The sequence below is a fragment of the Mucilaginibacter arboris genome (genome assembly GCF_009754915.1).
GTDB lineage: Bacteria > Bacteroidota > Bacteroidia > Sphingobacteriales > Sphingobacteriaceae > Mucilaginibacter_A > Mucilaginibacter_A arboris.
Genome location: NZ_WPIK01000006.1, coordinates 235,013 through 258,551 on the forward strand (window position 1 = coordinate 235,013; position 23,539 = coordinate 258,551).

The window sequence follows — 23,539 nt, forward strand, 5'->3', positions numbered from 1 at the left end:
TCAACCTGCTTTTTCTAATAATTCAGCTTCTAAATATTCTTCTAAAATCCGTTTTACTTCCGGCCTGCACGAGCCGCAACCTGTTCCGGCACCAGTGGTTTCACTCAGTTCTTTCAGTTCTGTACAGCCGGATTTTATTTTATTACAGATATTTTCTGCTCCTACATTATTGCAGCTGCAAACTAATTTTCCTAAAACCGGCTCGGCTTTTTTACCGCTCCGAAGTAGTTGCAGGCGTTTATCGCTCAACTCTGTTTTGTTTGCAATCAATTCTTTAAATTCCAGGAATTCACTTTTATCGCCAATTAAAATTGTACCAACCAATTTATCTTGATGGATGACACATTTTTTATAATAGCGTTTGGCTTTATCAATAAAAACGATTTCTTCATAATCGCTTCCTTCTGGGCATTCTGTTGTACCAATACTACATAAATCAAATCCATGAATTTTAATAATGTTCATGAGTAAACTTCCCTGATAATAACTGGCAATATCGCCGCTTAAATAGCGTGCAACCACCTGTGCTTGTTGCTCTGCAGCGGCAGTTACACCATATAATATTCCATCAAATTCTGCAATTTCTCCGATTGCATATACATCCGGATCGTTGGTTTGCAGCCGTTCATTTACAATTACGCCGCGTTTATAGGTTAAGCCACAATCGCGTGCCAGTTCTAAGTTTGGTGTGGTGCCTATAGCAAGGATCATGGCATCGCAATTAATTTTACGACCACTTCTTAAACCAACTCCGGTTAATTTGGATCGGCCATAAAACAACTGGATTTCATCATTGTAAAAAATATCGCAACCCTGGTCCACCATTTCTTCATGCAGCAACTGGCTTCCTAAAGTATCTAATTGCCGACTTAAAAAACGGGAGATACGTTGTACAATCGTTATGCGGATACCGATTTCCCGAAGCGAAGCAGCCATTTCCAAGCCCAGTAATCCACCACCCACAATTACCACATGGCCGTTTTTAGGAGCATGTTGTTTGAAATTATCAGCATCATTTCGGTTACGCATGGTAAAAATACCAGGCAAAGAAGGCACATTTTTTGGAACAGAAGCGCTGCTTCCTGTTGCCATAATCAGCACATCATAAGTAGTTTTTATTCCGCGCGAATCAATTACAAACTTATTTGCACGGTCAACTTTTTCAACGCTTATGCCACGAAGCAGGCGGATATTATAATCCGGTTCTTCCTCGTCCGTCATCTTGACGAGCTGCTGCCAGGTTTGCTCTCCGCTGATATAATCCGGCAACATTACGCGGTTATAAAAAGGATGGTTTTCTTTACTAAAAATGATAATTTCATCATCCTGGTTCAGTTCCCGGTAAGATTTTACAAAACCAAAAGCACCTGCTCCAGCACCAATAATTACAATGCGCTGAACAGGTTTTTTATATTTTGAAACGCTAACGGCGCAAAATTTAAAATCTGGTTCTTTGGAAACCGGATCAACCAGATCATTAGTAACGTTGTTAGCCCTGTTAAGGTCGCTGTTTAAGATTTTGCCCCAATGCATCGGCAAAAAAACTACGTCTTTTTTTATGTTGGAAGTAAGCTTTGCTTTTACGCGAACTTCTCCGCGGCGCGATTTGATCGTTACCAAATCATGATCTGCTAAATTTAATTCCGCAGCATCTTGAGGATGAATTTCTAAGTAAGGTTCGGAAATATGCTTATTTAATTTACTTACTTTTCCGGTTTTGCTCATGGTATGCCATTGATCGCGAATGCGGCCAGTGGTTAACACAAATGGGAAATCGGCATCAGGTTGTTCGCTTGCAAAACCATCTAATACTGTTTTTATCACTGCTTTTTTTGAAGGCGTATAAAAACGGTTATCGGTAAATAAACGGACAGTTCCCTGCTGCAAACTTTTTTTGCGGTACGGCCACTGAACTGTTTTTTGTGCTTTTAAAATGCTGTAATCTAAAGCACTGATATCAATGTTGGTTTTTGCAGTAAGCTTGGTATGTTCCTTAAAAATCTCTGATGCTGATGCAAAATCAAAACCTTTAAAGTTCATTTTACGGGCAAAACGACAAATAATTTCTGCATCCGGCAAAGCTTCTCCCGGCGGTTCTATAATTTTAGGTAGATAACTGATGCGCCTTTCTGAATTGGTCATCGTTCCTTCCTTTTCCGTCCATCCGGCAGCCGGAAAAACTACATCCGCAAATTTTAATGTTTCCGGTTTATTGCTAATTTCCTGCACTACCACAAATTTTGCTTTTTTCAAAGCTTCTTCGGCCAAACGAACATTTGGCATACTGGTTAACGGATTGGTGCAAATAATCCAGATAGCTTTTAAGCGGCCATCATTTAAAGCTTCAAAAATTTCTGTTGCAGTAAAACCAGGATTTGGAGAGATAACAGTTCCTCCCCAAAAATTCTGTACTTCCTGCCGGTGCTGCTGATTACTAAGTTCACGATGGCCGGGAAGCAGATTAGCCATTCCGCCAACTTCGCGGCCGCCCATTGCGTTTGGCTGGCCAGTTAAAGAAAACGGACCAGAACCAGGTTTACCAATTTTGCCGGTAATCAGGTTTAGGTTGATAAGACTTAAATTTTTATTTACCCCGATAGCACTTTGGTTTAAACCCATCGTCCACATCGAAATAAACCCTTTGGCTTCGCCGATATATTTTGCGGCTAAATGGATGGATACTTCTTTTATGCCACAAATTTCAGCGGCTTCGCTAATCGTTTTACCAAAAACACTTTCAGCATAAGCCTCGAAACCTTCTGTGTGCTTAGCAATAAAATCGGCATCGGTATAACCATTTTCAATCAGTAAACGACCGATGGCATGATTTAAAATAATATCTGTTCCGGGATTAATTTGCAGGTGCAGATCTGCTAATGAACAAGAATCGGTTATGCGAGGATCAACTACAATAATTTTAATTTCCGGATTTGCTGCTTTGTGTGCTTCTACCCGTCGCCATAAAATCGGATGGCACCAGGCTGGGTTTGCTCCGGTTACATAAAAACAATCTGCCAGCTCAATATCATCATAACAAATCGGCACGCTGTCTTCACCCAAAGACATTTTATAACCAACAACCGCACTGCTCATGCACAACCTGGAATTGGTATCGATATTATTGCTGCCGATAAAGCCTTTCATCAACTTGTTAAGCACATAATATTCTTCGGTTAAACACTGTCCGGAAGCATAAAAAGCAACAGAATCCGGACCGTATTTCTCAATAAAAGTTTTAAAAACGGCGGCGGTACGTTCCATGGCTTCGTCCCAGCTTACGCGTTGCAGCGGCATGCTTTTGTTGTAACGCATTTGCGGATAAAGCAGCCGGTCGCTTTTATCGTTAACGGTATAATGCAGGTTTAAACCTTTACTGCAAAGCATTCCCCTGTTCACCGGATGGTTTTGATCGCCTTCTAAAGTGATCGTGCCATTCTTTTCCTTATTAATCACCACACCACAACCCACACCACAATAGCAGCAGGTTGAGGTGAATTGATTATTTTCTTTATTCTTTGCGGACATTCAGTTTTAGTTTTAGAAGTCTTGAGTTTTTATGCCTTAAAAGAAGCATTACATTTCCCACTTATGCTACTTTTATAGCAGCAAAATCAAGATCAGTTTCTTCCAAAATTTCTGGTTTATAAAAACGGGTAACCAGCACAATCATTGATACCACGATAACACCAAAACCGATATAAGTAAAAGCTTGTACATAAGTGATCGTTTCTGATTTAAACAGAAAACCGAACAGCATTCCACCTAAATTTCCACCGGCACCCACAATTCCGCTTACCATACCTACGTTTTTGGTGTTGATAAAAGGAACAATGCCGTAAGTTGCCCCGTTAGACATTTTAAGGAACAGTGCAAAAGTTAACATCGTTACAATTGCGATAACCAAGGTTCCCGACTGGGCAAAAAGCAGCAATCCGCATCCTTCCAGCAGCAACACGCCTGCAAGCAGTAAACCTTTGCCTTTCATGCCAAATTTAAAACCTACTTTATCAGAAACAATGCCGCCTAAAGCACGCGCAAAAAGGTTCATCATTCCAAAAACGCCAGCCCAAAAACCGGCATTGCTTTGCGACAAATGAAAGTTATCTACAAAATGCAGGGAAGCCACATTATCAAAAGTGATTTCCATACCAAAACACATCGCGTAAGCTAAAGTTAACGCCCAAACCCGCCAATCGGACAAAATAGACCAGTCTGTTTTTGATGCTGTTTTTATCCGGTTAATTTCATCAAAGTTTCCTTTTGGAGTATCTTTAGTATAATTCCAGTACAAGAAAGCAATAATCAGCATCATTACGCCAGGGACAATCATGGCATAACGCCAGGCTTCTGGTTTGGAATAACCAAAACCTACAATTGCTGCAAAAATTAAAGGCATGACCATATTGGTTACGCCTCCGCCTAAATTTCCCCAGCCACCAGTTACTGCGTTTGCCGTACCTTTTATGTTAGGTGCAAACATCATGGAAGTATGATATTGGGTGATGACAAATGAAGCCCCAATCATGCCAATAGCTAATCGGAACAATAAAAACGTTGTATAATCATGTGCCAATCCAACCAGAAAAACAGGTAACGAACCAACCAGCAATAATCTAACGGCTGTTTTTCTCGGCCCCCAAGTATCGCAAAGTTTACCAACAATCAGCCTGAAAAAAATGGTAGAAGCTACAGAAGCAATAATGGTGTTGCCAACTTGTGCCTTGGTCAATCCCAACTCTGCCCTGATGGTTGGCATCAGCGGCGCTAAACCGAACCAACCGAAAAAACAGACAAAAAACATGAGCCAGGTGATGTGGAAAGTCCGCATCTGGATTCCTTTTAGAGAAAATACGTTTAGTTTCGTAAGCTGTTGCTGCGCGTTTGTAAACATGGTTTTTTAATTTTTAATGTTGATAAATGGTATAGGTGATACTGTTTTTACTTGCTAAAAAAGTCAGGACGGATATTAATCTGCAGATAGCTCCAGGCGTTATTCAGATGCGAAGAACCGGGAGTAACATTTTTGGCATATTCCATACTTCTTGTAGCCGCCATCATCGCGACGCCTGCTTCTACCGTAGTATATTTGCTGAGATTGTATGAACCAATGAAGTCGAACTCGCTTCCCAAAAATTTTTTTATGGCGTTGCCGGAAACGTCTTTTTGCTCTTGGGCTAAAGCGAAATAATGGTAATCTAAACCAGCATTAAATCTTTTATTAATGCTGAGGTATTTAATTTTAAAGTAGGCATCGTTTAAACCGCCCGCAGGAGAACCTGTACCAGCATAGAAATAATCCATAAAGCCCCAGAATTTATGTGGTGTGCCATAAAGCGGATCAAAGCGGTGATTTGTTGTGGAAGTTGAAAAAGCATCATTACCAGATAAATAATCCCAGCCAGGTGTAAAACCAAACAGTTTTTGCTGAAAAGTTAAGGCTAAGGTTGAAGTATAAGCGCTTAAAGAAAGGCCGTCGCGGTCGTGCCCGCCCTGGTAATAAAAGGCACCGCTAAAAGAAAGCGGACTTTTATCTCCCAACGGAGAAACCAACATTAAACCAGTTGTATAACGGGTATTTAAGCCAGTTTGGTTAAATCTTCTGCCATAAACGTAACCTATGTTGCTTCCGGAAACATTTCTGACAGAATCCAATACATATTTTCCAAATTGGTCTGCAAAGAATAATCCTGATATTTTAGTTTGATGGAAGGTTTTTGCAGCATACAAATACTGAAACGTTTTATAATCCTGCGTAGCAGCATTCGAGCCCGGAGGATTACTGAAAGAAGGCGTTCCGGTTTTAGAACTGATCCCGGCAGCGTTTACCAGCGGAATAATACCAGCAGGCGTATTTACCAAGTTCCCGTTGCTATCTTTTATGGTAGCCGGAACATTGGCAGGTGTATAATAAGTACCATTATAATTAACAGCATCAGTGTTTTGGTTGTAAGCGGCACCTAAATCTACCTGCCAGCCTTTGTTCAGCATTTTTAAAACAACTGCATCGTGGCGGCGGCCTTGCTGCTGCCAGTCGAAATTGCCTAATAACCGCGAATCATCATACACTATTTCCTGGCGGCCAATTTTCAATCCCAAATAATCAACAGGAGGTTTTTTAAACGAAGTATCTTTTTTATTGGCTAAAACAAGTTCGGCCCAGGCCTCATGTACAAAAAGCTTATTCCCATCTGCATTGCTGATGGAAGAAGCATCTTGTCCCCAGATCCGAACATCCTGGATACTCGTTTGAAAAATAACCCTGCTTGATTTATAATTAAAAATCAGCCTTACCCTTTGCGAAACAAAACCGGCAGGTTTGGAAGTTTCGGGCTCCAAAGTTCCGTAACCATCTCTGTACTCGGCGCGCGGCCGCAGTTGCCCGATCAAAGATATTTGTGCCGATGATTGTAAACAATTTAAAATGAGCATGATAAAAACAGCAAAAAGAAGTAGATTTTTATTCATAATCGTGATGGTTTGGGTTTAAGTTGAATAACTGTTTGTAACTGTTTAGTTGTAATTGAACCTTTGTTTCGGCAAGAGTTATATGTGCTGTTTTTATTATCTAATATTGTATGATTACACTTTGAATTGCCTATCGAAATGAAAACAAGTAAAATAGCATGCGACCTTAAAAGCTGTTTTTTGTGTAAACTCTGTTTAAAAGAATGGATTCCGGCTGTTGCTTCTGCCAGGAAAAACTTCGTGGTAAAAAAAGGCGATGTTATTTTTAATGAAGGCGATCCGGTTAGCGGCGTTTACTTTGTTTATTCGGGCAATGTTAAAGTGCATAAAAAATGGGGCGAGGATAAAGAGTTAATTATTCGTTTTGTTAAAAATGGTTCAATCCTTGGTCATCGTGGCTTGGGCGGTAATTTGGAATATCCAATAACGGCTACTGCGCTCGAAGCCGGAATTGTTTGCTTTTTTGATCTTGATTTTTTTACTTCTACCTTAAAAGTTAACCACGATTTAACTTATAACTTGTTACTGTTTTATGCTGATGAGCTGCAGGTATCCGAAAGAAAAATGCGAAACCTGGCGCATATGCCTGTTAAAGGACGAACCGGACAAGCGCTTATCAACCTAAGTACACAATTTGGTTTTAATGCTGATGGTTATATCGATATTGAATTAAGCCGTCAGGATTTAGCCTCGTATATCGGTGCAACTTATGAAACGCTTTTCCGGGTGATCAACGAATTGATCCTGGATGGAACAATTGCCATTTCGGGCAAACAGATCAAGATTTTAAACGATCAGAAAGTGTTTCAGCTGATACAAGATACCTCCGTTTAAATAATCATTCAACACCAATGTAAACCCTTCCGTCCTGCACTTTTATTGGATAGGTTTTAATGCTGCATTCCTCCGCATTTAAACATTCGCCGGTAATTAGCGAAAACGTTTTTTTGTGGAAAGGACAAGCAACTTTAGGCTCTAAAACATCCCCTGTGCTTCCAATCATTCCGCGCGATAAAACCATTTGCTGCTTGTGCGGACAAAGATTTTGAGTCGCGTACCATTCTTTTCTTCGGCTAAAATTAAAAATGGCAATCTGGTCGTCTTTGTACTTTACGCAAGCGCCGCCGTTTTCCGGAACATCAGAAGCGGCGCAGGCCAGAAACCAGTTTGTAATTGTTGTTGATACTTCAGCTTCCATACTTTATACTGTTTTTATCAATGTTTTTTATGTTGATGTTTTTTACCTGGTAAAAGAAGCATTCGGCCATTTCTCCGGGTTTATGGCTTGATACTGTTTTTACCGGTGTTTTATGCTGATGATTTTTGTGCGATAAAAGAAGCATTGCTACCATTCTTTTGCCCGAACCTGGTCGCGTAGAGGCTCAAATGCTACCGTCGGATCTTTTTCTTCCGGTGCGTTAACAAAATGCGTAAATTTTTTCCTCAGCTGCGGATCATTTACCACTTCGCTCCACTCGCAATGATAAGTGCTCATTAACTGCTGAATTTCTTCTTCCAACTGCTCTGCAATTCCCAAACTGTCGTTAATAATTACATTTTTAAGATAGCTCATGCCGCCTTCCATTTTGTTTAGCCAGGTTGCGGTTCGGGTAAGCGGATCAGCAGTTTTGATATAGAACATCAGGAAACGGTCGAGATATTTGATGCAGGTTTCACTATCAATATCGCTAGCCAATAACTGTGCGTGCTGCGGTTTGGAGCCGCCATTTCCGCACACATATAAGTTCCAGCCCTTTTCTGTAGCAATAATTCCGAAATCTTTGGCTTGTGCTTCTGCACATTCCCGTACACAACCGCTTACGCCACTTTTAATTTTATGTGGAGACCGGATTCCTTTGTACCGATTTTCAATTTGGATGGCAAAAGAAACACTGTCATGCAATCCGAAACGGCACCAGGTACTTCCTACACAACTTTTAACTGTTCGAAGAGATTTACCGTAAGCATGACCACTTTCCATTCCGGCATCCATCAATTCTTCCCAGATGTCAGGCAGATCGTTCAAATGCGCTCCAAACATATCAATGCGCTGGCCACCGGTTATTTTGGTGTACAAACCATACTTTTTGGCAACTTTTCCGATAACAATTAAGGCATCAGGGGAAATTTCGCCTCCTGCAATCCGGGGAACAACAGAATAAGTTCCTCCTTTTTGGATGTTAGCCAGAAAACGGTCATTACTATCCTGAATAGTATCCTGTTTTACAATTAAATCGTTCCAAACACCTGCTAAAATACTGGCAACAGCAGGTTTACAAACTTCGCAGCCATCACCGCGGCCTAAAAGATCAAGTGCATGATCGTACGTTTTGATTTTATGCAGCTTGATCAGATCGAGCAGTTCCTGGCGGGAATAATCAAAATGCTCACAAATTACATTCTTGATGTAAACACCATTTTCTTTCAGGGTGCCGTTAACCAGATCTTTAATCAGCGGAACACAACCACCGCAACCTGTTCCGGCTTTGGTGCATTTTTTAATGCCATCAACATTGGTAACACCATCCAGATTTACAGCGTTGCAGATATCGATTTTATTTACCGCTTCGCAGGAACAAATCAAAGCTTCATCCGGTAATGAAAGTACGCCTGCTCCAGCATTTTCTTCGCCACCGCGAGAACCCAGAATTAAATCTTCCGGGTTTGGCGGTAAAACCAATTTATTATTTACGGTTTGAAGCAGCATATTGTAAGCTTCCGCATCGCCAATTAAAATGCCACCAAGCAAATATTTACCATCATTGCTGATGTTGATCCTTTTATAAACACCTTTATGTGTATCTTCAAAAATAATGGTGCGACAATCTGGTTCGGTAATAAAATTATCACCAAAACTGGCTACATCAACACCAATCAACTTTAATTTGGTGCTCATATCAAAACCGTAAAAAGCTTTTTCACCTTGTGTAATTTGATTAACAACTACGTCAGCCATTTCATATCCAGGCGCAACTAAACCGTAAATCATGTTATCGTAAAGCGCGCACTCGCCAATGGCGTAAACAAACTCGTTGCTGGTTTGCATTTTTTCGTTTACTACAATGCCGCCACGCGTTCCGGTTTGCAATCCGGCTAATTTTGCCAGTTCATCTCTTGGCCTGATACCTGCAGAAATTACTAGCATATCAATTGGTAATTCCGTGTTATCATTAAATTTCAGCGATTCAATTTTATGATCTCCTGCTATTTCTGCAGTGTTTTTATTTAGATGAATATGCAAACCAAGCTCTTTTAATTTAGCCTGAAGCAGGTTACTTCCTGCAGAATCAATTTGCCGTGGCATTAAACGCGGGGCAAATTCTATCACATGTGTTTCTTTGATTCCCAGATCTAATAAAGCTTTTGCGGCTTCCAAACCTAAAAGTCCGCCGCCCATTACCGCTCCGTTTTTGCATTTCGACGCATAATCCTTCATTATCTCCAAATCCTCGATGGTACGGTAAACAAATACGCCTTCTTTTTCTACACCCGGAATATTCGGAACAAAAGCACCGGAACCGGTAGCCAATACCAGATAATCATAACTTAAAGAGATACCGCTGCGAGCATGAACCTTTTTTTCTGTCAGATTGATTTCCTGAACAGGATCACTTAAATAAAGCGTAATTCCGTTTTCCTCGTACCAGGTTGAAGTTGAAAGAGAAAGATCATCGGCAGTTTTTCCGTTAAAGTATTCGCTTAAATGTACACGGTCATAAGCTCTTCGTGGTTCTTCACCAAAAACAATCAAATTAAACTGACCAGTTTTCTTGATAAGCTTTTCGCAAAACTTATAACCAACCATCCCATTCCCAATAACCACAACTGTTTTTTGATCGAATTCAGTTTTCATACCTAATACTTATAAAAAAGTGATAAAATTTATATTTATTTTTTTTCTTTTAAAAAAATCTTCATATCATTTATACAATGTTAAGCATTTATGATATAAATAATATAAAAACTATAATTTTTATTAAAAAAGTAATAAAAATTATAGTTTTTATATTATTTATAAAGAAATTTCATTTTAAAACATCAAAAATTATTGTTTTAATAGAACAATTAGATGTAATTAATTTAATTGTGAATGAAATTGATCGAAACAATGAATTATTTCCAAGAAAAAACAGAATTAATTGAGGTTATTAAATAAAAAATTTAAAAAAAAGATTCTACAGGAATAATATTTATTCCAAAACAAGATTTCCTGAAGCCTCTGCTTGAGGCAGAAGTTATAAAATATGCTTCTGCTATAAAACATTATCTTCCTGACAATGATTTCCTTTAAATGAATACTACTGCTGAACAAAGCCGTTTAAACGATAATTATTCCGGAACTAAAAATTGGTTAAAATGGGGGCCTTATTTATCGGAAAGGCAATGGGGGACCGTTCGTGAAGATTACAGCGCCAATGGCGACGCCTGGAATTATATTACCCATGACATGGCACGAAGTAAAGCTTACCGCTGGGGCGAAGAAGGAATTGGCGGTTTTAGTGATGATAAGCAACTGCTTTGCTTAGGGCTTGCTTTGTGGAATGGCAAAGACCCGATTTTAAAAGAGCGCCTTTTTGGGTTGACCAATAGCGAGGGCAACCACGGCGAGGACGTGAAGGAGCTGTATTATTACTTAGACAGCACGCCTACGCACAGCTATATGAAAATGCTGTATAAATATACCCAGGAAGCTTATCCGTATGAACAGCTCATAAATGAAAACCAACGGCGTGGAAAGTTAGAACCGGAGTTTGAATTGATAGATACGGGCTTATTTGATCAGGACCGTTATTTTGATGTATTTATAGAATATATTAAAAATGCGGAAGACGATATTTTAATACAATACACTATTTATAATCGTGGCGATCAAAATGCTGATTTGCATGTGCTGCCACAGCTTTGGTTTAGAAATACGTGGAGCTGGAACCCAAACTCGACAAAGCCTCAAATTACACATCAGGATAAAAGTACCTTATTACTACAATCACAATTAGGCAATTATTATTGCCATATTGATGGCAATACAGAACTGTTATTTACTGAAAACGAAACGAATAACGAGCGACTTTATCATTCAGCAAATGCTTCGGCTTTTGTAAAAGATGGAATTAATGATCGTATTATAAATAATAATCTTTCGGCTGTAAACCCTCAAAAAAAAGGCACAAAAGCAGCAGCATGGTTTAAACTTTCTGTTCCTGCAAAGCAAAGTATGCAAGTTAAGCTTAGGCTTTCTAATAATCATCAGACCGATCCTTTTGATGATTTCGACAACATCGTAAATCTACGTATAAAAGAAGCAGACGGGTTTTATGCCGATAAGCAGCAAACTACAACTCATGCAGATGAGCGTTTAGTACAGCGGCAGGCTTTTGCAGGAATGCTCTGGAGCAAGCAATACTTCTTTTATGATGTAAATTCATGGCTCAATGGCGATGCAGGGCAGCCAGTGCCGCCGCAAAGCCGTTTTAAAGGCCGCAACCACAACTGGAAACATTTTATTGCAGATAATATTTTATCTATGCCAGACAAATGGGAATATCCGTGGTTTGCCGCCTGGGACCTTGCTTTTCATTGCCTTACGTTTGGGCAAATTGATCCTGATTTTGCAAAAAAACAACTCGATTTGCTTATTAGTGCCCGCTACATCCATCCAAACGGACAATTGCCAGCTTATGAGTGGGATTTTAGTGATGTTAACCCTCCTGTTCATGCCCTTGCCGCATGGCAGCTTTACCAGCTTGATAAGCAAGTAAACCAAAAAGAAGACATACTCTTTTTAGAAGGTGTTTTTCAGAAATTACTGCTCAATTTTACCTGGTGGGTAAACCAGAAAGACAGTGAAGGCAATAATATTTTTGAAGGTGGTTTTTTAGGTTTAGATAACATTGGCGTTTTTAACCGCAGCGCACCTATTCCGGGAGGAGGTTTTTTAGAGCAGGCAGATGGTTCGAGCTGGATGGCTATGTACGCGCTTAATATGTTACAGATTAGTATCGAGCTGGCCTTGTATAACCCGGTTTACGAGAACATGTCTATCAAATTTGCCGAACACTTTTTATACATTGCTGGTTCTATCGCTTATATGGGTGAAGATTCTTTGGGTTTATGGGATGACCAGGACGGATTTTATTATGATTTATTTCGTAAGCCAGATGGAGAAAGTGACCGTTTACGACTAAGGACACTGGTTGGTTTAATACCCATGTTTGCCACAATTGTGTTTGATGAAAACAAATGGAACAAACTGCCCCACTTAAAAGAGCGTTTGGACTGGTTTATGGAGCAGCGGCCCGACTTGGTAAGACTGGTAAGTTACTGGAAAGATACAAAAGGTACAGAACAGCACTTGTTCTCGCTGCTTCGCGGCCATCGCATGAAACTTTTACTGCGCCGGATGCTCGACCCGAACGAATTTTTATCAGATTATGGCATCCGCTCTATCTCCAAAGAATACCTGGACCATCCTTACCATTATCTATTAAACGGAAATGATTATGAAGTAAGATATAATCCGGCAGAAAGCGATACCGGCATGTTTGGCGGCAACAGTAACTGGCGCGGCCCCATCTGGATGCCTATTAATTATTTAATTATCCAGGCATTGCTTAGCTTTCAGGAATATTATACTGATGATTTTAAGGTAGAATATCCAACTGGTTCAGGCAGTTATCATTCCCTTGCTCAAATTGCTGCATCTTTAAGCAATCGCTTAAAAAGTATTTTTTTAAGGAATGAAAAAGGAGAACGGCCTGTTTTCGGAGGTTATAAAAAGTTTAATCTCGATCCTCATTTTAAAGATTACATCCTGTTCCACGAGTATTTTCATGGCGATACCGGCAAGGGCTTAGGTGCCAGCCATCAAACCGGATGGACAGGGCTGATCGCACTTTTATAACCAGAAACCGGGCTGCTACCTTCTTTTTTATTTGGTAAAACGCATGTTAGAAGTACGCGCGTAACGCACGTTTCGTGAGCAAGAAGAAAGTGATGCAGTTAAACTAAGGCCAAGTGCTGCAAGTAAAATTAATTTTTTCATGATTCCAATAAGTTTAAGTGTTCGTTATACTTTACCTTTTTACAATCCTTGTTCCACAGATTGTATATGCTTAAATCAAGGCAATTTCAATCTGAACAAGCTAAAAAGCAGGAATATTATTACCCATCTTGGTTTTTCCTGCGGAAACTTTGCCACAAATTGGGCTTAATATTTTTGAATGGTTTTCTCATGCTTCTTTTATCGCCTAAAAATCAGCAAGCAATGCTTATACTTTTTTAGGCGATAAAAGAAGCATCATTTGAAAGTGCCAACCCGGCCAATTTTAAGAAAGCGGCAGCGTAAACCAGAAGTTACTGCCTTTACCTATTTCGCTCTCAACCCCTATTTTACCATTGTGCCGCTGTATAATTTCTGCGCACAAATACAGGCCGATACCAAAGCCGGATATGTTTTGGGTATGCCGGCCTTCTACCCGGTAAAACCGTTCAAATAATTTACTGATGTCATGAGCTTTAATGCCCATACCTTCATCTTTTACACTTATCCTGGCCATGCCCTCTTCGCTCTGGCAACTAACTTCGATGCGTTTTCCGGCGGGCGAATACTTAATTGCGTTTGTTAATAAATTATTAATTACCTGCCCTATCTTTTCATAATCAGCAAAAACGGTTAACGGGCCGCAAGGCGATAAAGAAATAATATGGCTTTTGATGGTTAAGGCAAACTCATTTATCCTTTCTTTAACCAGTTCATCTAAAGAAAAATTTACCTTATCCAAATGTATTTTACCGGCTTCTAAACGGGATACATTTAAAAAGCTATTAATTAACCCCGTCATTTTCTTTACCTGGGAGTTCACCTTCTCTAAAGCAACAACCGTAAAAACATCTTCTGCTTTCTTAGATTTAACAGTTAACATTTGTGCATAAGCTTTAAGTGTAGTAAGCGGTGTTTTAAGCTCATGGCTAACAATGGCGATAAAATCGTTCTTCCGTATATCGTCTAATTTGCGTGTGGTTATATCCATTAAAAGGCCCGAAAAAAGGGCAGGCCTATTATTTTCATCGAAAAACATTTTTCCGGTTACCCGGACCCATTTTCGTTCATGGGAAATATGATTAATGATTGGATATTCCAGGTCGCAAGCTTCATGTTTTTCAATTCCGGCAGCAATAGCTTTCCTTACCATTTGTCTGTAAGCAGGATCGACAGCATTCATTGCCCACCTGTTTGATACATCTTCTTTTAGCGAAAAGCCAAATATCTCTTTGGAACGGTTACAGAAGGTTAACTGATAAGATGCTGGGTTAATGCTCCAGGTCCCCATATTGGCAGAGTCAACTGCCTGGCGAAACTGCTGCTGCGCCTGGTCAACTTGCTGCTGTGCTTTCACCTTGTCGGTTACATCTTCCAGGATTACCAGGATGGCACTTGTTTGCCCCTCAGCATCTTTTAAAGGCTGATAAACAGCGTTAAAGTAACCTTCTTCGGGCTTACCATCTTGCTGCATTAAAATTTTAAACTCCGGATTTTTGTGCGTTACCCCTGTAGTATATACCTGATTAATGAGTTTTAACCAGGGCAGCCCTTGCACTTCGGGCCTTGCTACCGTTTGTGGTTTACCAATTACCTCCTGCCGGGTTTTGCCCCATAGTTTTAATATGTTATCATTAGCTAATTCTGTTACCAGGTCCCGCCCTTTCAGTACACAAAATGCCAGCGGCGATTGTTCAAAAATCGCCCTGAACATGGTTTCACTTTCCAGGATTTTTTGCCGGGCCTGTACTTGTTCGGTTACATCAACAGCAACTTCCAGCACACCGGTAATCTGCCCGTTTTCGATTAACGGCTTATATGTAACATTATAATAACCCTGGTAAGATTTTCCCTCGCGGTCCATCAAAACCAGTTGCTCATACCCCGTCCATTCCTCGCCGGTTTGGTAAGTATGATAAAGCTTATCAACTACCGGCTGTCCTTTTAGCTCCGGTATAGCTTCGTACAAAGGCTTGCCTTTTATTGCATCGCCTTTGCCAATCAACTTCAGCATGGGCTGGTTTACAATCTCAAAGATCAGGTCGTCCCCTTTATTTACAAGCATGGCAACAGGAGACTGTTCAATCATGTTACGAAACCTGGCTTCACTATCAGACAAGGCTTTTGTACGGCTGGCAACACGGTCCTCCAGCTCGTTGTTCAGCTTGGCCAGGTTTTGTTGTGATTCTTCTAACTTTTTAATTGTTTCGGCCAGTTCTTCATTTAAAAGCTGTTCTTTGCGTAAGGCTTTTTCCTGTTGTTCTGCCCTTTCCCTGTTTTTCTTACTGGTTACCTGTTCGGTGATGTTATGAATAGTACATAACAAATATTCGGCCTTACCATTCTGCCCCAAAACAGGTATATATTCTGTTTGCCACCAGCTTTGCTGCATTTGAAGCCCGTCTGCACTAGGTATATCATACCTAACTGCAGCAAGTTTAACTACTTGCCTGGTTTCTATGGCCTTATTTAAAGCTTTTTCAATAATGCTGTCGCCCTCATAGTTTGCATTTTTCAGATCAGATATTTCCTTAATCCCCATACCTATAATATCTTTATTAAGCGTATTGCTTACTGCCTTATATTGCTTATTACAGGCAACTACGGTAAAACGCGGGCTATCTGCTTTAACTACAACATGTGGTTCGGCCAGATGATTAAAGAGGTTTTGAAACAGGGGTTCTTGTAAAGGTTCCATCATTAGCAGTGGTATGATTACTTGCCGATCAGCAATCAAATATAAATTTATATTGCTTTATAATTAAAGGTTAAATAATAGAATGCGTATTTAATACTGTTTTTTCTTAAAAGAAATAAATTCCATTACTAAGAGTGCCTTTGAATTTATATCTGTAGAATTTATAATGCTTCTTTTATGCCTATAAATTTTGTTTTTGCATGTTATACCGATACAAAAGCATGAAAATTTTATGTTTTTTAGTTGATAAAAGAAGCATAGATAATAACCGGGCAAAATTTAAACAAGCCCTAATAATAAGAATAGACCGATTAAACCCTGGCGCCCAATAATTGGGGTTAACTACGGAAGTACGATCTTATCTACTATAGCTTAACCAACAAGGTAAGTTGCAATCATGTTAATCAAAGAAAAAACAGATAATGGTTCTGAAACAGAAAAACCAGTTTGCAAAGAAGGCCAGCCAAACAGGCAGGTTGATGGATTTAAACAATATTTTGATGAGGGAAGGAAAGCTTATTTGAAAAAGCCGGAAAGGTGTAGCATAAGCAAAAACAACAAAGCCTGAAAATTAGATGCTTCTTTTACCGGGCATAAATTGGGAAACAGCCTGTTACCCAATTGAGCTTTCGCAAAACTGGCAGAACTGCTTAGCAATGCTGAAGAAAAACGATAACTCAACACTGAGGTTCACACCCTTACAAAAGCGGCCCTTCAAACGAAAAAGTTAAGAAAAATTGTTTTTCTTTTTACAGCTTACCTATAGCAGGATAACGAACCTTATTATAGGTATTATTATGGCGTTTTTACTTCTAATTATTGCAGACGGTTTTTCGATTCAGCAAAGCCTTTCAATTTAATAATTTCTGCCGGTTATCCATTTTTTATCACCAGCAATTTTCAGGGCCTGGGCTTTACTGTTGACAGCCAGCTTATGATAAATATTTTTAATGTGGCTGCGGATGGTTTCTTTGCTAACGAATAAATCCAGCGCGATTTTGGAATAAGTTTTTCCTTCGGCTATTCCTCGCAAAACTGCCGTTTCGCGCTCCGATAAAGGAGAACTATTGCTTTGCTTAAAAGAGCTAACGACCATTTTAGCAATAGACAGGCTCATCGGTGCGCCGCCAGCTAAAGCTTCGTTAATGGTTTTGACAATTTCTTCCAACGCAGAATTTTTGACAATATAACCGCCCGCACCCGCACAAAGCGATTGGAAAACCTTTTCGCTTTCTTCCAGCACCGTAATGATGATCACGATAGTTGCAGGCATTAGCTTTTTAATAATAGCCGTTCCTTCAATACCACTCATACCGGGCAGGTCAATGTCCATCAGTACAATTTCTGGGCTGTCGTCCCGTAAGTTTTTAATCGCTTCTTCACAGTTGCTGTACTGCCCGGTAATTATAAAGGTTTCCGTGCTTTCCAGCACCGCTGCAAAGCCTTCCCTGATTTGGGTATTATCTTCAATAACAACGATCCTTGTTTTCTCTGGCATGATTGTTTTTTGTTAACGGTTTATTTTAAAGGTACTGTTGGAACGGCTACTTCGATCCGCGTTCCGGTAGGGCCCGGGTGCACCTTAAATTTAAGCTGGTGCTTTTCACTTCGCATCTGCATATTTTGCAATCCGTAATGCCCATCCTTCCCGTCTGGCTGTTTCCAGCTTCCGTTATCGGTCAATGAAAATTCAATGTCGTTCTTATAGTTTGTCATTTTAAATGTTACCTCGCTGGCGCCGGAATGCTTGATGACATTGTTCATGGCCTCTTTAAAAATGAAGATGATAGTTAAGGAGGCAAAAGGGTCAATTTTAGAAGATGAACAATCGGTGCTTTGTGCTGAAAAGGAAATATCGAACTGGTTATAAAGAGACTGCCCGAAAGAAGTAAGGTACTCAAAAAGCACTTGCGGGTTATCGCTGTCATGGTTCAGGTTCCATAAAAAATGCCTACCGGAAGCGTAAAGCTCATTGCTGTTACGGATGATACTATCTGCCATTGGAAAAGCCGGGTCATCTGGTTTTAACCGAAGTTTAAGCAAACCAGCTTGCCGGGTAATAGCTGAAAGCAGGTTGCCTGTTTCGTCATGAAAGTCAGTAGCCAGCGATTGCCGCATGTTGTTTAACTGCTCGGTACGTTTGGCAATTTCTTTGTCCAAAAACTCTATCCGGTAGTTTTGCAGCTGCTTGGTTTCTTCCCGCGCCTCGTCCTGCCTTTTTTGAACCATCCAAAGCAGGGCCCCCAAAAAGCCCATACCCAAAGCATGTATAATAAAACTAGTTAACCTGCCACCTGCTGTTACTGGTAATCCGATTTCTGAAGGCGTATGTAAGTACAGCAAGTAAAGAACAATAATATTTAAACCGGTTGCATAAGCGCCTGTTTTAGGATTACCCCAATAAGCTGCAACAAGATACACATAAAGAAAACCTACCATAGGCGAATAAATGCCGCCAGAGTTTGCTATATAAGGGTAATAAATAACATAAGTTACCATTCCCATAATAAAAATAGGTACTTTGATGATGCTTTTGCGGACGAAAAAAAGCAGGCAGAAACACATTAGTCCGTTATAGGCAATGGCGTTGATCTGATAACCTAAAAAAAACAAAACTCCATATAACAGAAGCAGCGCTATAGTCGCAAAAAAGCTAGCAGACACCAAAGTATAAACCTGATCATATTCCGGATGCAGCCTATTGTTCTTCAGCTTATCAGGTAAGAACCAATTTATCAGGGTTTTGAACTTCACCATAATCAAAAGTAGTTCAAGTCATTATCAGAACCTAAACCTATTTGCAAAATCCCCCAGATTGGGGGATTGATGATTGCAGTAAGTGGTAGTAAATTGCATTATATTTTTCCAGGCCATGAACAAATTATTACCTGCTTTATTGGTGTTATTGCTCGCCTTTTCAAGCTGTAAAAAGGAGCAGCCAGCTATCCCAAATCTTACTACCACCACAACTACAACAACCGGTACTACCGGACAAGCGCCTGCACAGGTAACCATAAGCAGCATATCGCCTTCCTCGGGGAGTGTAGGTACAGTGGTTACCATTTCCGGCACTAACTTCGGAACTTCTGCTACTGTTTTGTTTAACGGGGTTGCCAGTACCGTTCAATCAATTACAGCAACAGAAATAAAGGTAGTTGCGCCGGTAGCGACCAGTGGTAATGTTACGGTAACGGTAGGTAGTCAAAGTATTACAGGACAAGCGCTAACTACCATTACAGGGCCGGTGTTTACTTATGCAATCCCAACGGTAACGGGGATATTGCCTGCCACTGGTTCTTCGGGTGCGGTAGTTACCATATCCGGCACTAACTTCGGGACTTCTACTCTCTGGGTGAAGGTTTTATTTAACGGGGTGGGTGCCACTGTACAGTCGGTTACATCAACAGAAATCAAAGTAGTCGCGCCTGTAGCGACCAGCGGTAATGTTACCGTTACTGTGGGCAGCCAAAGTATTACAGGACCGGCATTTACTTATATTTCACCTCTTACCTCGCCCTATGTTAACGGTGATGTACGGTTAACTACCCAGGCCGAAGTTGATGCTTTTGTTGCGCTTAACAAAGGAAAACAATTGCAGATTAACGGTGGTCTAAGTATTTCTGGTAACGATATTACATCAGTCGCCGGATTGTCTAATATTACTTCGGTTTCGGGCACCCTCTTCATATCAGCTTGCCCTTTGCTTTCTGACGTTTCTTTTTTAAACAACATTACATCAGCAGGCAGCGTTTCTTTTCAAAACTTAGTGGTTACTGCAATAACTATGGATAAGTTAACAGGAACAACAGGCAATATTTTGTTGTCTTCCTGCAAAAACCTGAATAACGCCAGCTTTAAATCACTTACCAGTATTACCGGTAATTCTATTCTTGGTGGTTTACGGATATCTTCTTGTGGGCAACTGTCTAATGTGGATTTTAGCTCCTTATCATTAGCTACGAGTACATTATTGATATCTGGTACCGCCCTTTCCGATCTAAGCGGGTTCAGCGCTTTACAAACAGCGGGTTCGCTTACTATTTCCGGCAATCCTGCCTTAACTAACTTTCATGGATTAGAACAATTAACTACGCTTACTTTACCAGCTATTTATCAACTGCTGGGGGGGACCTCAATTAACGGTATTAATATTACCGGCAATGCAAAACTTACTTCTTTAGCGGGGCTGCAAAACTTAACATCTGTGCCTATAGCCAGTATTACGGGTAACGCTAATCTTAATGATTTTTGTCCGCTTAAGGCACTAATCAGTATATTAAGCACTTCACCTGCATATTCATATAGGTCCCCTACTACTATAACAGATGTATACAGAACAGTTTATGTACCTGCGCTTACATTAACCAGTAATGGCAACTATGCCGCAACACCAGATGCATTAGCGGCAGTTGCACTTTGTAAGTAGGCTTTAACATTTTATGCATTTGAAATAGAAGCATAGATGAAAACCGGATTAACACTGGGATAGAAATGAATTAGTTAGACTGCTGAACAAATAATTTAGAAAAAAATTATCCTTTTTAAGCAAAAAATCCCCCAAATTGGGGGATTGTCAGGCCTTGTTACAGTTAGTATTTTTGTGTAAAAACCGAAAGGCACAATGAAAAGAACAATAGCTTGCCTTATCCTTGTAAGCATTGCTATAAGCGCCTGCCATAAAGGCCATGATACCGTTACACCTCAATCCTCTACAACCAAACCTGTTACGAATGGTGACCTTAGCGGTGTGGTGTCACCAGCAGTAGCGGTACAAGCTGTATCTGTGGTTAGCACCTCCGGAACGAATTCGAAAATAATTATTCCGGATGCAGGCACAGGAGCAATTAATGTTTCCGGACTGACTGCGGGAAATTACATTATACACTTTACGGTAAACGCAGGATATAAGGTGCCGGCTGATTCTACCGTCACTATTACGGCTGGCAAAACTACGGCCTTAGGCACACTTACCTTTACCCCAACCCCTGTTTACAGTATATCTTCCTATAAGGCAAATGGTACTGTTCAAAACACCTATAGTGCAAGGATAAATTATACCTCACCTAATCTGAGTATAACAGTATATGGTATAATAGCATACAATTCAGGCTTTGATTATACTGATGCATTTTGCCCCCTAAACATCAACCTGAATGCAGTAACCGGGCCTGGCACTTATGTTTGCAAAGAGACACCAGCTTCATCAATTACTTATCAGATTAATCCGCAGGCCGGCCAAGGGCCCGGCAGAGGCTGGAGCAGCATTAATGACGGCGGAAGCGCAACAGTAATAATTACTGACATTGATCCAGCAACAAGAACGATCAGCGGTACATTTACAGCAATCTTAGTGCCCGCTACGGCTTATGCCCAAGGCAACCAGGTTATCACTGATGGCACCTTTAAGCTAACTTATCAATAAATCTTCGCCAAGCTACATTCAAAAAAGCAAAGAATAATGTCGCTTATAATAAAAGAAGCCGGAACTGTCCACTTAAGCTATCAACAATCAAATCCTTATCGATGAAGCAAATATTACTGCCCTTATTTCAAGGCCATGAAAAAATGTTATCTGCCTTATTAGTGACGAAATGATATGTTTGTTTTAAAGTATAGTTTAGTAAAAATCTTTATTATACTATACTGATTACTTAAAGATAGACCGAATTCGGCCATGTGTGAATCTATCAGCTCCAAATTCAATAAAGAATTAACTAAAAAGTTTATTATGAGTAAGGTTTTATCGCAGTTGATTGCATATACAGCATTCCAACCGGATATTAATTTTGATAGACTGCAGGGCCTGTTTAAATTAATATCCGCAGAATTTATAATGCTTCTTTTATGCCTGTAAATTTTGTTTTTGTTCTATACCGATACAAAAAGCATGAAAATGTCCTGTTTTTTAGGTGATAAAAGAAGCATAGAAAATAACCAGGGCAAAATCTAAACAGGCTCTAATATTTTCCTGTTAAACATAGGAATGGATAGAAAGTACGAATAATATCATTCAAACCGTATCCAGTCAAGCTGTACAGGATGTGCATCTTTTAAAATAACAAACAGGTCATGTGTTCCGGAAGGAAAATTTGTTAAGCTGGTTTTATTTAAGTTCCAGTTGCTTCCAGGAACAACTTTCATGCTGGCTAACAGGGTCCCGTCCACTTTATCGATCCTGATTTCGAGCAGGCTGCTTTGGGCTGACAGCGTTTTTCCGTTTGCCACTTTCAGCTTTTTCTTACCAAAATCAACGGCATTATATCGTACCCAGGAATCTTTCCGTTCCAGGATCACTTTCCAACCTTGCATTCTGTTAGCTGTGTCTACATAACTGACCGATATACCGTCTTTACTGGCATCGCTGTAACGGTCAACCTGTATCTCTTTGGTAGCTCGTGTTACGCCTACCCCTCTTAGCGTAGGTATGACTTTCCGTATGGTACCATCACTATTAAAAAACAGGCTATCTGCCCTAATGGACCTGTTTTTATCAAAATTGGGCGAAAGGTCGTCGTTGTGATAAAATAAATACCACTGCCCTTTGTATTCAACGATCGACTGATGGTTGGTCCAGCATCCGCTAATTGATTCATCCATGATCACACCAGTAAATTTGAACGGCCCCAGTGGATTATTGCTTGTGGCATATTCCAATCTTTCGGTTTTGTTCTCTACGTGAGGATATGTTAAGTAGTAAATGCCTTTTCGCTCAAATAGATAAGGGCCTTCTTTAAGCCCTTTATCAGGAAGATTGCCAAGCACTTTCGGTTCGCCCGCAAGTTCAAGCATGTTATCTTTTAGTTTTGCTGCATAGATATTACTCTGAGCCCAGTACAAGTAAGCCTGCCCGTTTTTGTCCATAAACACGTTCGGGTCTATCCCATGAACATCTTTAATTGGCTCTGGGTTGGGAATAAAGGGACCATAAGGCGTGTCAGCAATTGCAACCCCAATAGCAAAACCGTTTCCCGATCTTTTATCTTTCGGAGGGGCCGGAAAATAGAAGTAATATTTACCATTTCTGAACAGGCAATCAGGTGCCCACATGCTGTAAGCAGTTGAATCGGTCCATTTTACCTTATCTTGGCTCACAATTACACCATGATCTGTCCAATCAGTGAGGTTTTCAGACGAAAAAACATGGTAGTCTTTCATACAAAACCAACCAACACGTCCATGTCCGGGCGTTGCCATAATATCATGTGAAGGGTAAACGTACACCTTTCCCTCAAAAACCCTGGCAGAGGGATCGGCCGTAAATTGGTTCATAATTAAAGGGTTTTGAGCCATCCCCAGTATTGGGCTGACTAAAAAACAGACAAAAAGTAAAAGGCCCA

General features: G+C 40.2%; 15 protein-coding genes. 5 read left to right on the forward strand and 10 right to left on the reverse strand.

What is annotated here, in order from left to right:
• The 3 genes from GO621_RS08585 to GO621_RS08595 all read right to left on the reverse strand — a co-directional run bounded on the left by GO621_RS08585 (nt 1) and on the right by GO621_RS08595 (nt 6,465).
• On the reverse strand, nt 1-3,525 hold the full coding sequence (locus tag GO621_RS08585; protein ID WP_157566041.1) for a nitrate reductase: 3,525 nt from the start codon (nt 3,523-3,525) through the stop codon (nt 1-3).
• Between the two features lie 61 nt (nt 3,526-3,586).
• Complete coding sequence (locus tag GO621_RS08590; RefSeq protein WP_157566043.1) at nt 3,587-4,891, reverse strand: MFS transporter; 1,305 nt, start codon at nt 4,889-4,891, stop codon at nt 3,587-3,589.
• A 47-nt stretch (nt 4,892-4,938) separates the two neighbouring features.
• Entirely contained in the window at nt 4,939-6,465 is a 1,527-nt protein-coding gene (locus GO621_RS08595; RefSeq protein ID WP_198170184.1) for an alginate export family protein, read from the reverse strand.
• A 138-nt stretch (nt 6,466-6,603) separates the two neighbouring features.
• Between GO621_RS08595 and GO621_RS08600 the strand changes: the two genes are divergently transcribed.
• The gene (locus GO621_RS08600) at nt 6,604-7,299 is read left to right on the forward strand and encodes a Crp/Fnr family transcriptional regulator (RefSeq protein ID WP_157566045.1); all 696 of its coding nucleotides are present in this window, start codon (nt 6,604-6,606) and stop codon (nt 7,297-7,299) included.
• 4 nt (nt 7,300-7,303) lie between these two features.
• Here the strand turns inward: GO621_RS08600 and nirD are convergent, their stop codons facing one another.
• From nirD to nirB, 3 genes are read right to left on the reverse strand one after another with little or no spacing between them, the layout of a single operon-like run.
• On the reverse strand, nt 7,304-7,663 hold the full coding sequence (gene nirD, locus GO621_RS08605) for a nitrite reductase small subunit NirD (RefSeq protein WP_157566047.1): 360 nt from the start codon (nt 7,661-7,663) through the stop codon (nt 7,304-7,306).
• Nucleotides 7,653-7,817, reverse strand: coding sequence for a hypothetical protein (locus GO621_RS08610; protein WP_157566050.1), 165 nt, complete (start codon nt 7,815-7,817; stop codon nt 7,653-7,655). The genes nirD and GO621_RS08610 overlap by 11 nt, the downstream gene beginning before the upstream one ends.
• Nucleotides 7,811-10,318, reverse strand: a complete 2,508-nt coding sequence (gene nirB / locus GO621_RS08615) for a nitrite reductase large subunit NirB (RefSeq protein WP_157566052.1) — start codon at nt 10,316-10,318, stop codon at nt 7,811-7,813. Before nirB ends, GO621_RS08610 begins: the two co-directional genes overlap by 7 nt.
• Nucleotides 10,319-10,756: 438 nt before the next feature.
• Here nirB and GO621_RS08620 point away from each other — a divergent pair, with 438 nt between their 5' ends.
• Nucleotides 10,757-13,366 (forward strand): MGH1-like glycoside hydrolase domain-containing protein, encoded by a 2,610-nt coding sequence (locus GO621_RS08620; RefSeq protein ID WP_157566054.1) that lies wholly within the window; start codon nt 10,757-10,759, stop codon nt 13,364-13,366.
• Nucleotides 13,367-13,790: 424 nt separating this feature from the next.
• On the opposite strand, the gene GO621_RS08625 is transcribed toward GO621_RS08620, so the two are convergent.
• Complete coding sequence (locus GO621_RS08625) at nt 13,791-16,202, reverse strand: PAS domain S-box protein (RefSeq protein WP_198170185.1); 2,412 nt, start codon at nt 16,200-16,202, stop codon at nt 13,791-13,793.
• 397 nt (nt 16,203-16,599) lie between these two features.
• Here GO621_RS08625 and GO621_RS08630 point away from each other — a divergent pair, with 397 nt between their 5' ends.
• On the forward strand, nt 16,600-16,770 hold the full coding sequence (locus tag GO621_RS08630; RefSeq protein ID WP_157566058.1) for a hypothetical protein: 171 nt from the start codon (nt 16,600-16,602) through the stop codon (nt 16,768-16,770).
• Nucleotides 16,771-17,058: 288 nt separating this feature from the next.
• Here GO621_RS08630 and GO621_RS08635 read toward each other — a convergent pair whose 3' ends face one another.
• Complete coding sequence (locus tag GO621_RS08635) at nt 17,059-17,700, reverse strand: response regulator transcription factor (protein WP_157566060.1); 642 nt, start codon at nt 17,698-17,700, stop codon at nt 17,059-17,061.
• Between the two features lie 20 nt (nt 17,701-17,720).
• The gene (locus GO621_RS08640; RefSeq protein WP_157566062.1) at nt 17,721-18,959 is read right to left on the reverse strand and encodes a sensor histidine kinase; all 1,239 of its coding nucleotides are present in this window, start codon (nt 18,957-18,959) and stop codon (nt 17,721-17,723) included.
• Nucleotides 18,960-19,074: 115 nt separating this feature from the next.
• Here GO621_RS08640 and GO621_RS08645 point away from each other — a divergent pair, with 115 nt between their 5' ends.
• Entirely contained in the window at nt 19,075-20,628 is a 1,554-nt protein-coding gene (locus GO621_RS08645; RefSeq protein ID WP_157566064.1) for an IPT/TIG domain-containing protein, read from the forward strand.
• Nucleotides 20,629-20,823: 195 nt separating this feature from the next.
• Nucleotides 20,824-21,624 (forward strand): hypothetical protein, encoded by an 801-nt coding sequence (locus tag GO621_RS08650; protein ID WP_157566066.1) that lies wholly within the window; start codon nt 20,824-20,826, stop codon nt 21,622-21,624.
• A gap of 584 nt (nt 21,625-22,208) precedes the next feature.
• Here the strand turns inward: GO621_RS08650 and GO621_RS08655 are convergent.
• Nucleotides 22,209-23,492 (reverse strand): family 43 glycosylhydrolase, encoded by a 1,284-nt coding sequence (locus GO621_RS08655; RefSeq protein ID WP_198170186.1) that lies wholly within the window; start codon nt 23,490-23,492, stop codon nt 22,209-22,211.
• Nucleotides 23,493-23,539: the final 47 nt, after the last annotated feature.

What these genes read in the sequence shown, in the direction of transcription:
- GO621_RS08585 (WP_157566041.1), bottom strand. Translation starts at nt 3,525, where the DNA reads ATGTCCGCAAAGAATAAAGAAAATAATCAATTCACCTCAACCTGCTGC.
- GO621_RS08590 (WP_157566043.1), bottom strand. Translation starts at nt 4,891, where the DNA reads ATGTTTACAAACGCGCAGCAACAGCTTACGAAACTAAACGTATTTTCT.
- GO621_RS08595 (WP_198170184.1), bottom strand. Translation starts at nt 6,465, where the DNA reads ATGAATAAAAATCTACTTCTTTTTGCTGTTTTTATCATGCTCATTTTA.
- GO621_RS08600 (WP_157566045.1), top strand. Translation starts at nt 6,604, where the DNA reads ATGAAAACAAGTAAAATAGCATGCGACCTTAAAAGCTGTTTTTTGTGT.
- nirD (WP_157566047.1), bottom strand. Translation starts at nt 7,663, where the DNA reads ATGGAAGCTGAAGTATCAACAACAATTACAAACTGGTTTCTGGCCTGC.
- GO621_RS08610 (WP_157566050.1), bottom strand. Translation starts at nt 7,817, where the DNA reads ATGGTAGCAATGCTTCTTTTATCGCACAAAAATCATCAGCATAAAACA.
- nirB (WP_157566052.1), bottom strand. Translation starts at nt 10,318, where the DNA reads ATGAAAACTGAATTCGATCAAAAAACAGTTGTGGTTATTGGGAATGGG.
- GO621_RS08620 (WP_157566054.1), top strand. Translation starts at nt 10,757, where the DNA reads ATGAATACTACTGCTGAACAAAGCCGTTTAAACGATAATTATTCCGGA.
- GO621_RS08625 (WP_198170185.1), bottom strand. Translation starts at nt 16,202, where the DNA reads ATGGAACCTTTACAAGAACCCCTGTTTCAAAACCTCTTTAATCATCTG.
- GO621_RS08630 (WP_157566058.1), top strand. Translation starts at nt 16,600, where the DNA reads ATGTTAATCAAAGAAAAAACAGATAATGGTTCTGAAACAGAAAAACCA.
- GO621_RS08635 (WP_157566060.1), bottom strand. Translation starts at nt 17,700, where the DNA reads ATGCCAGAGAAAACAAGGATCGTTGTTATTGAAGATAATACCCAAATC.
- GO621_RS08640 (WP_157566062.1), bottom strand. Translation starts at nt 18,959, where the DNA reads ATGGTGAAGTTCAAAACCCTGATAAATTGGTTCTTACCTGATAAGCTG.
- GO621_RS08645 (WP_157566064.1), top strand. Translation starts at nt 19,075, where the DNA reads ATGAACAAATTATTACCTGCTTTATTGGTGTTATTGCTCGCCTTTTCA.
- GO621_RS08650 (WP_157566066.1), top strand. Translation starts at nt 20,824, where the DNA reads ATGAAAAGAACAATAGCTTGCCTTATCCTTGTAAGCATTGCTATAAGC.
- GO621_RS08655 (WP_198170186.1), bottom strand. Translation starts at nt 23,492, where the DNA reads ATGGCTCAAAACCCTTTAATTATGAACCAATTTACGGCCGATCCCTCT.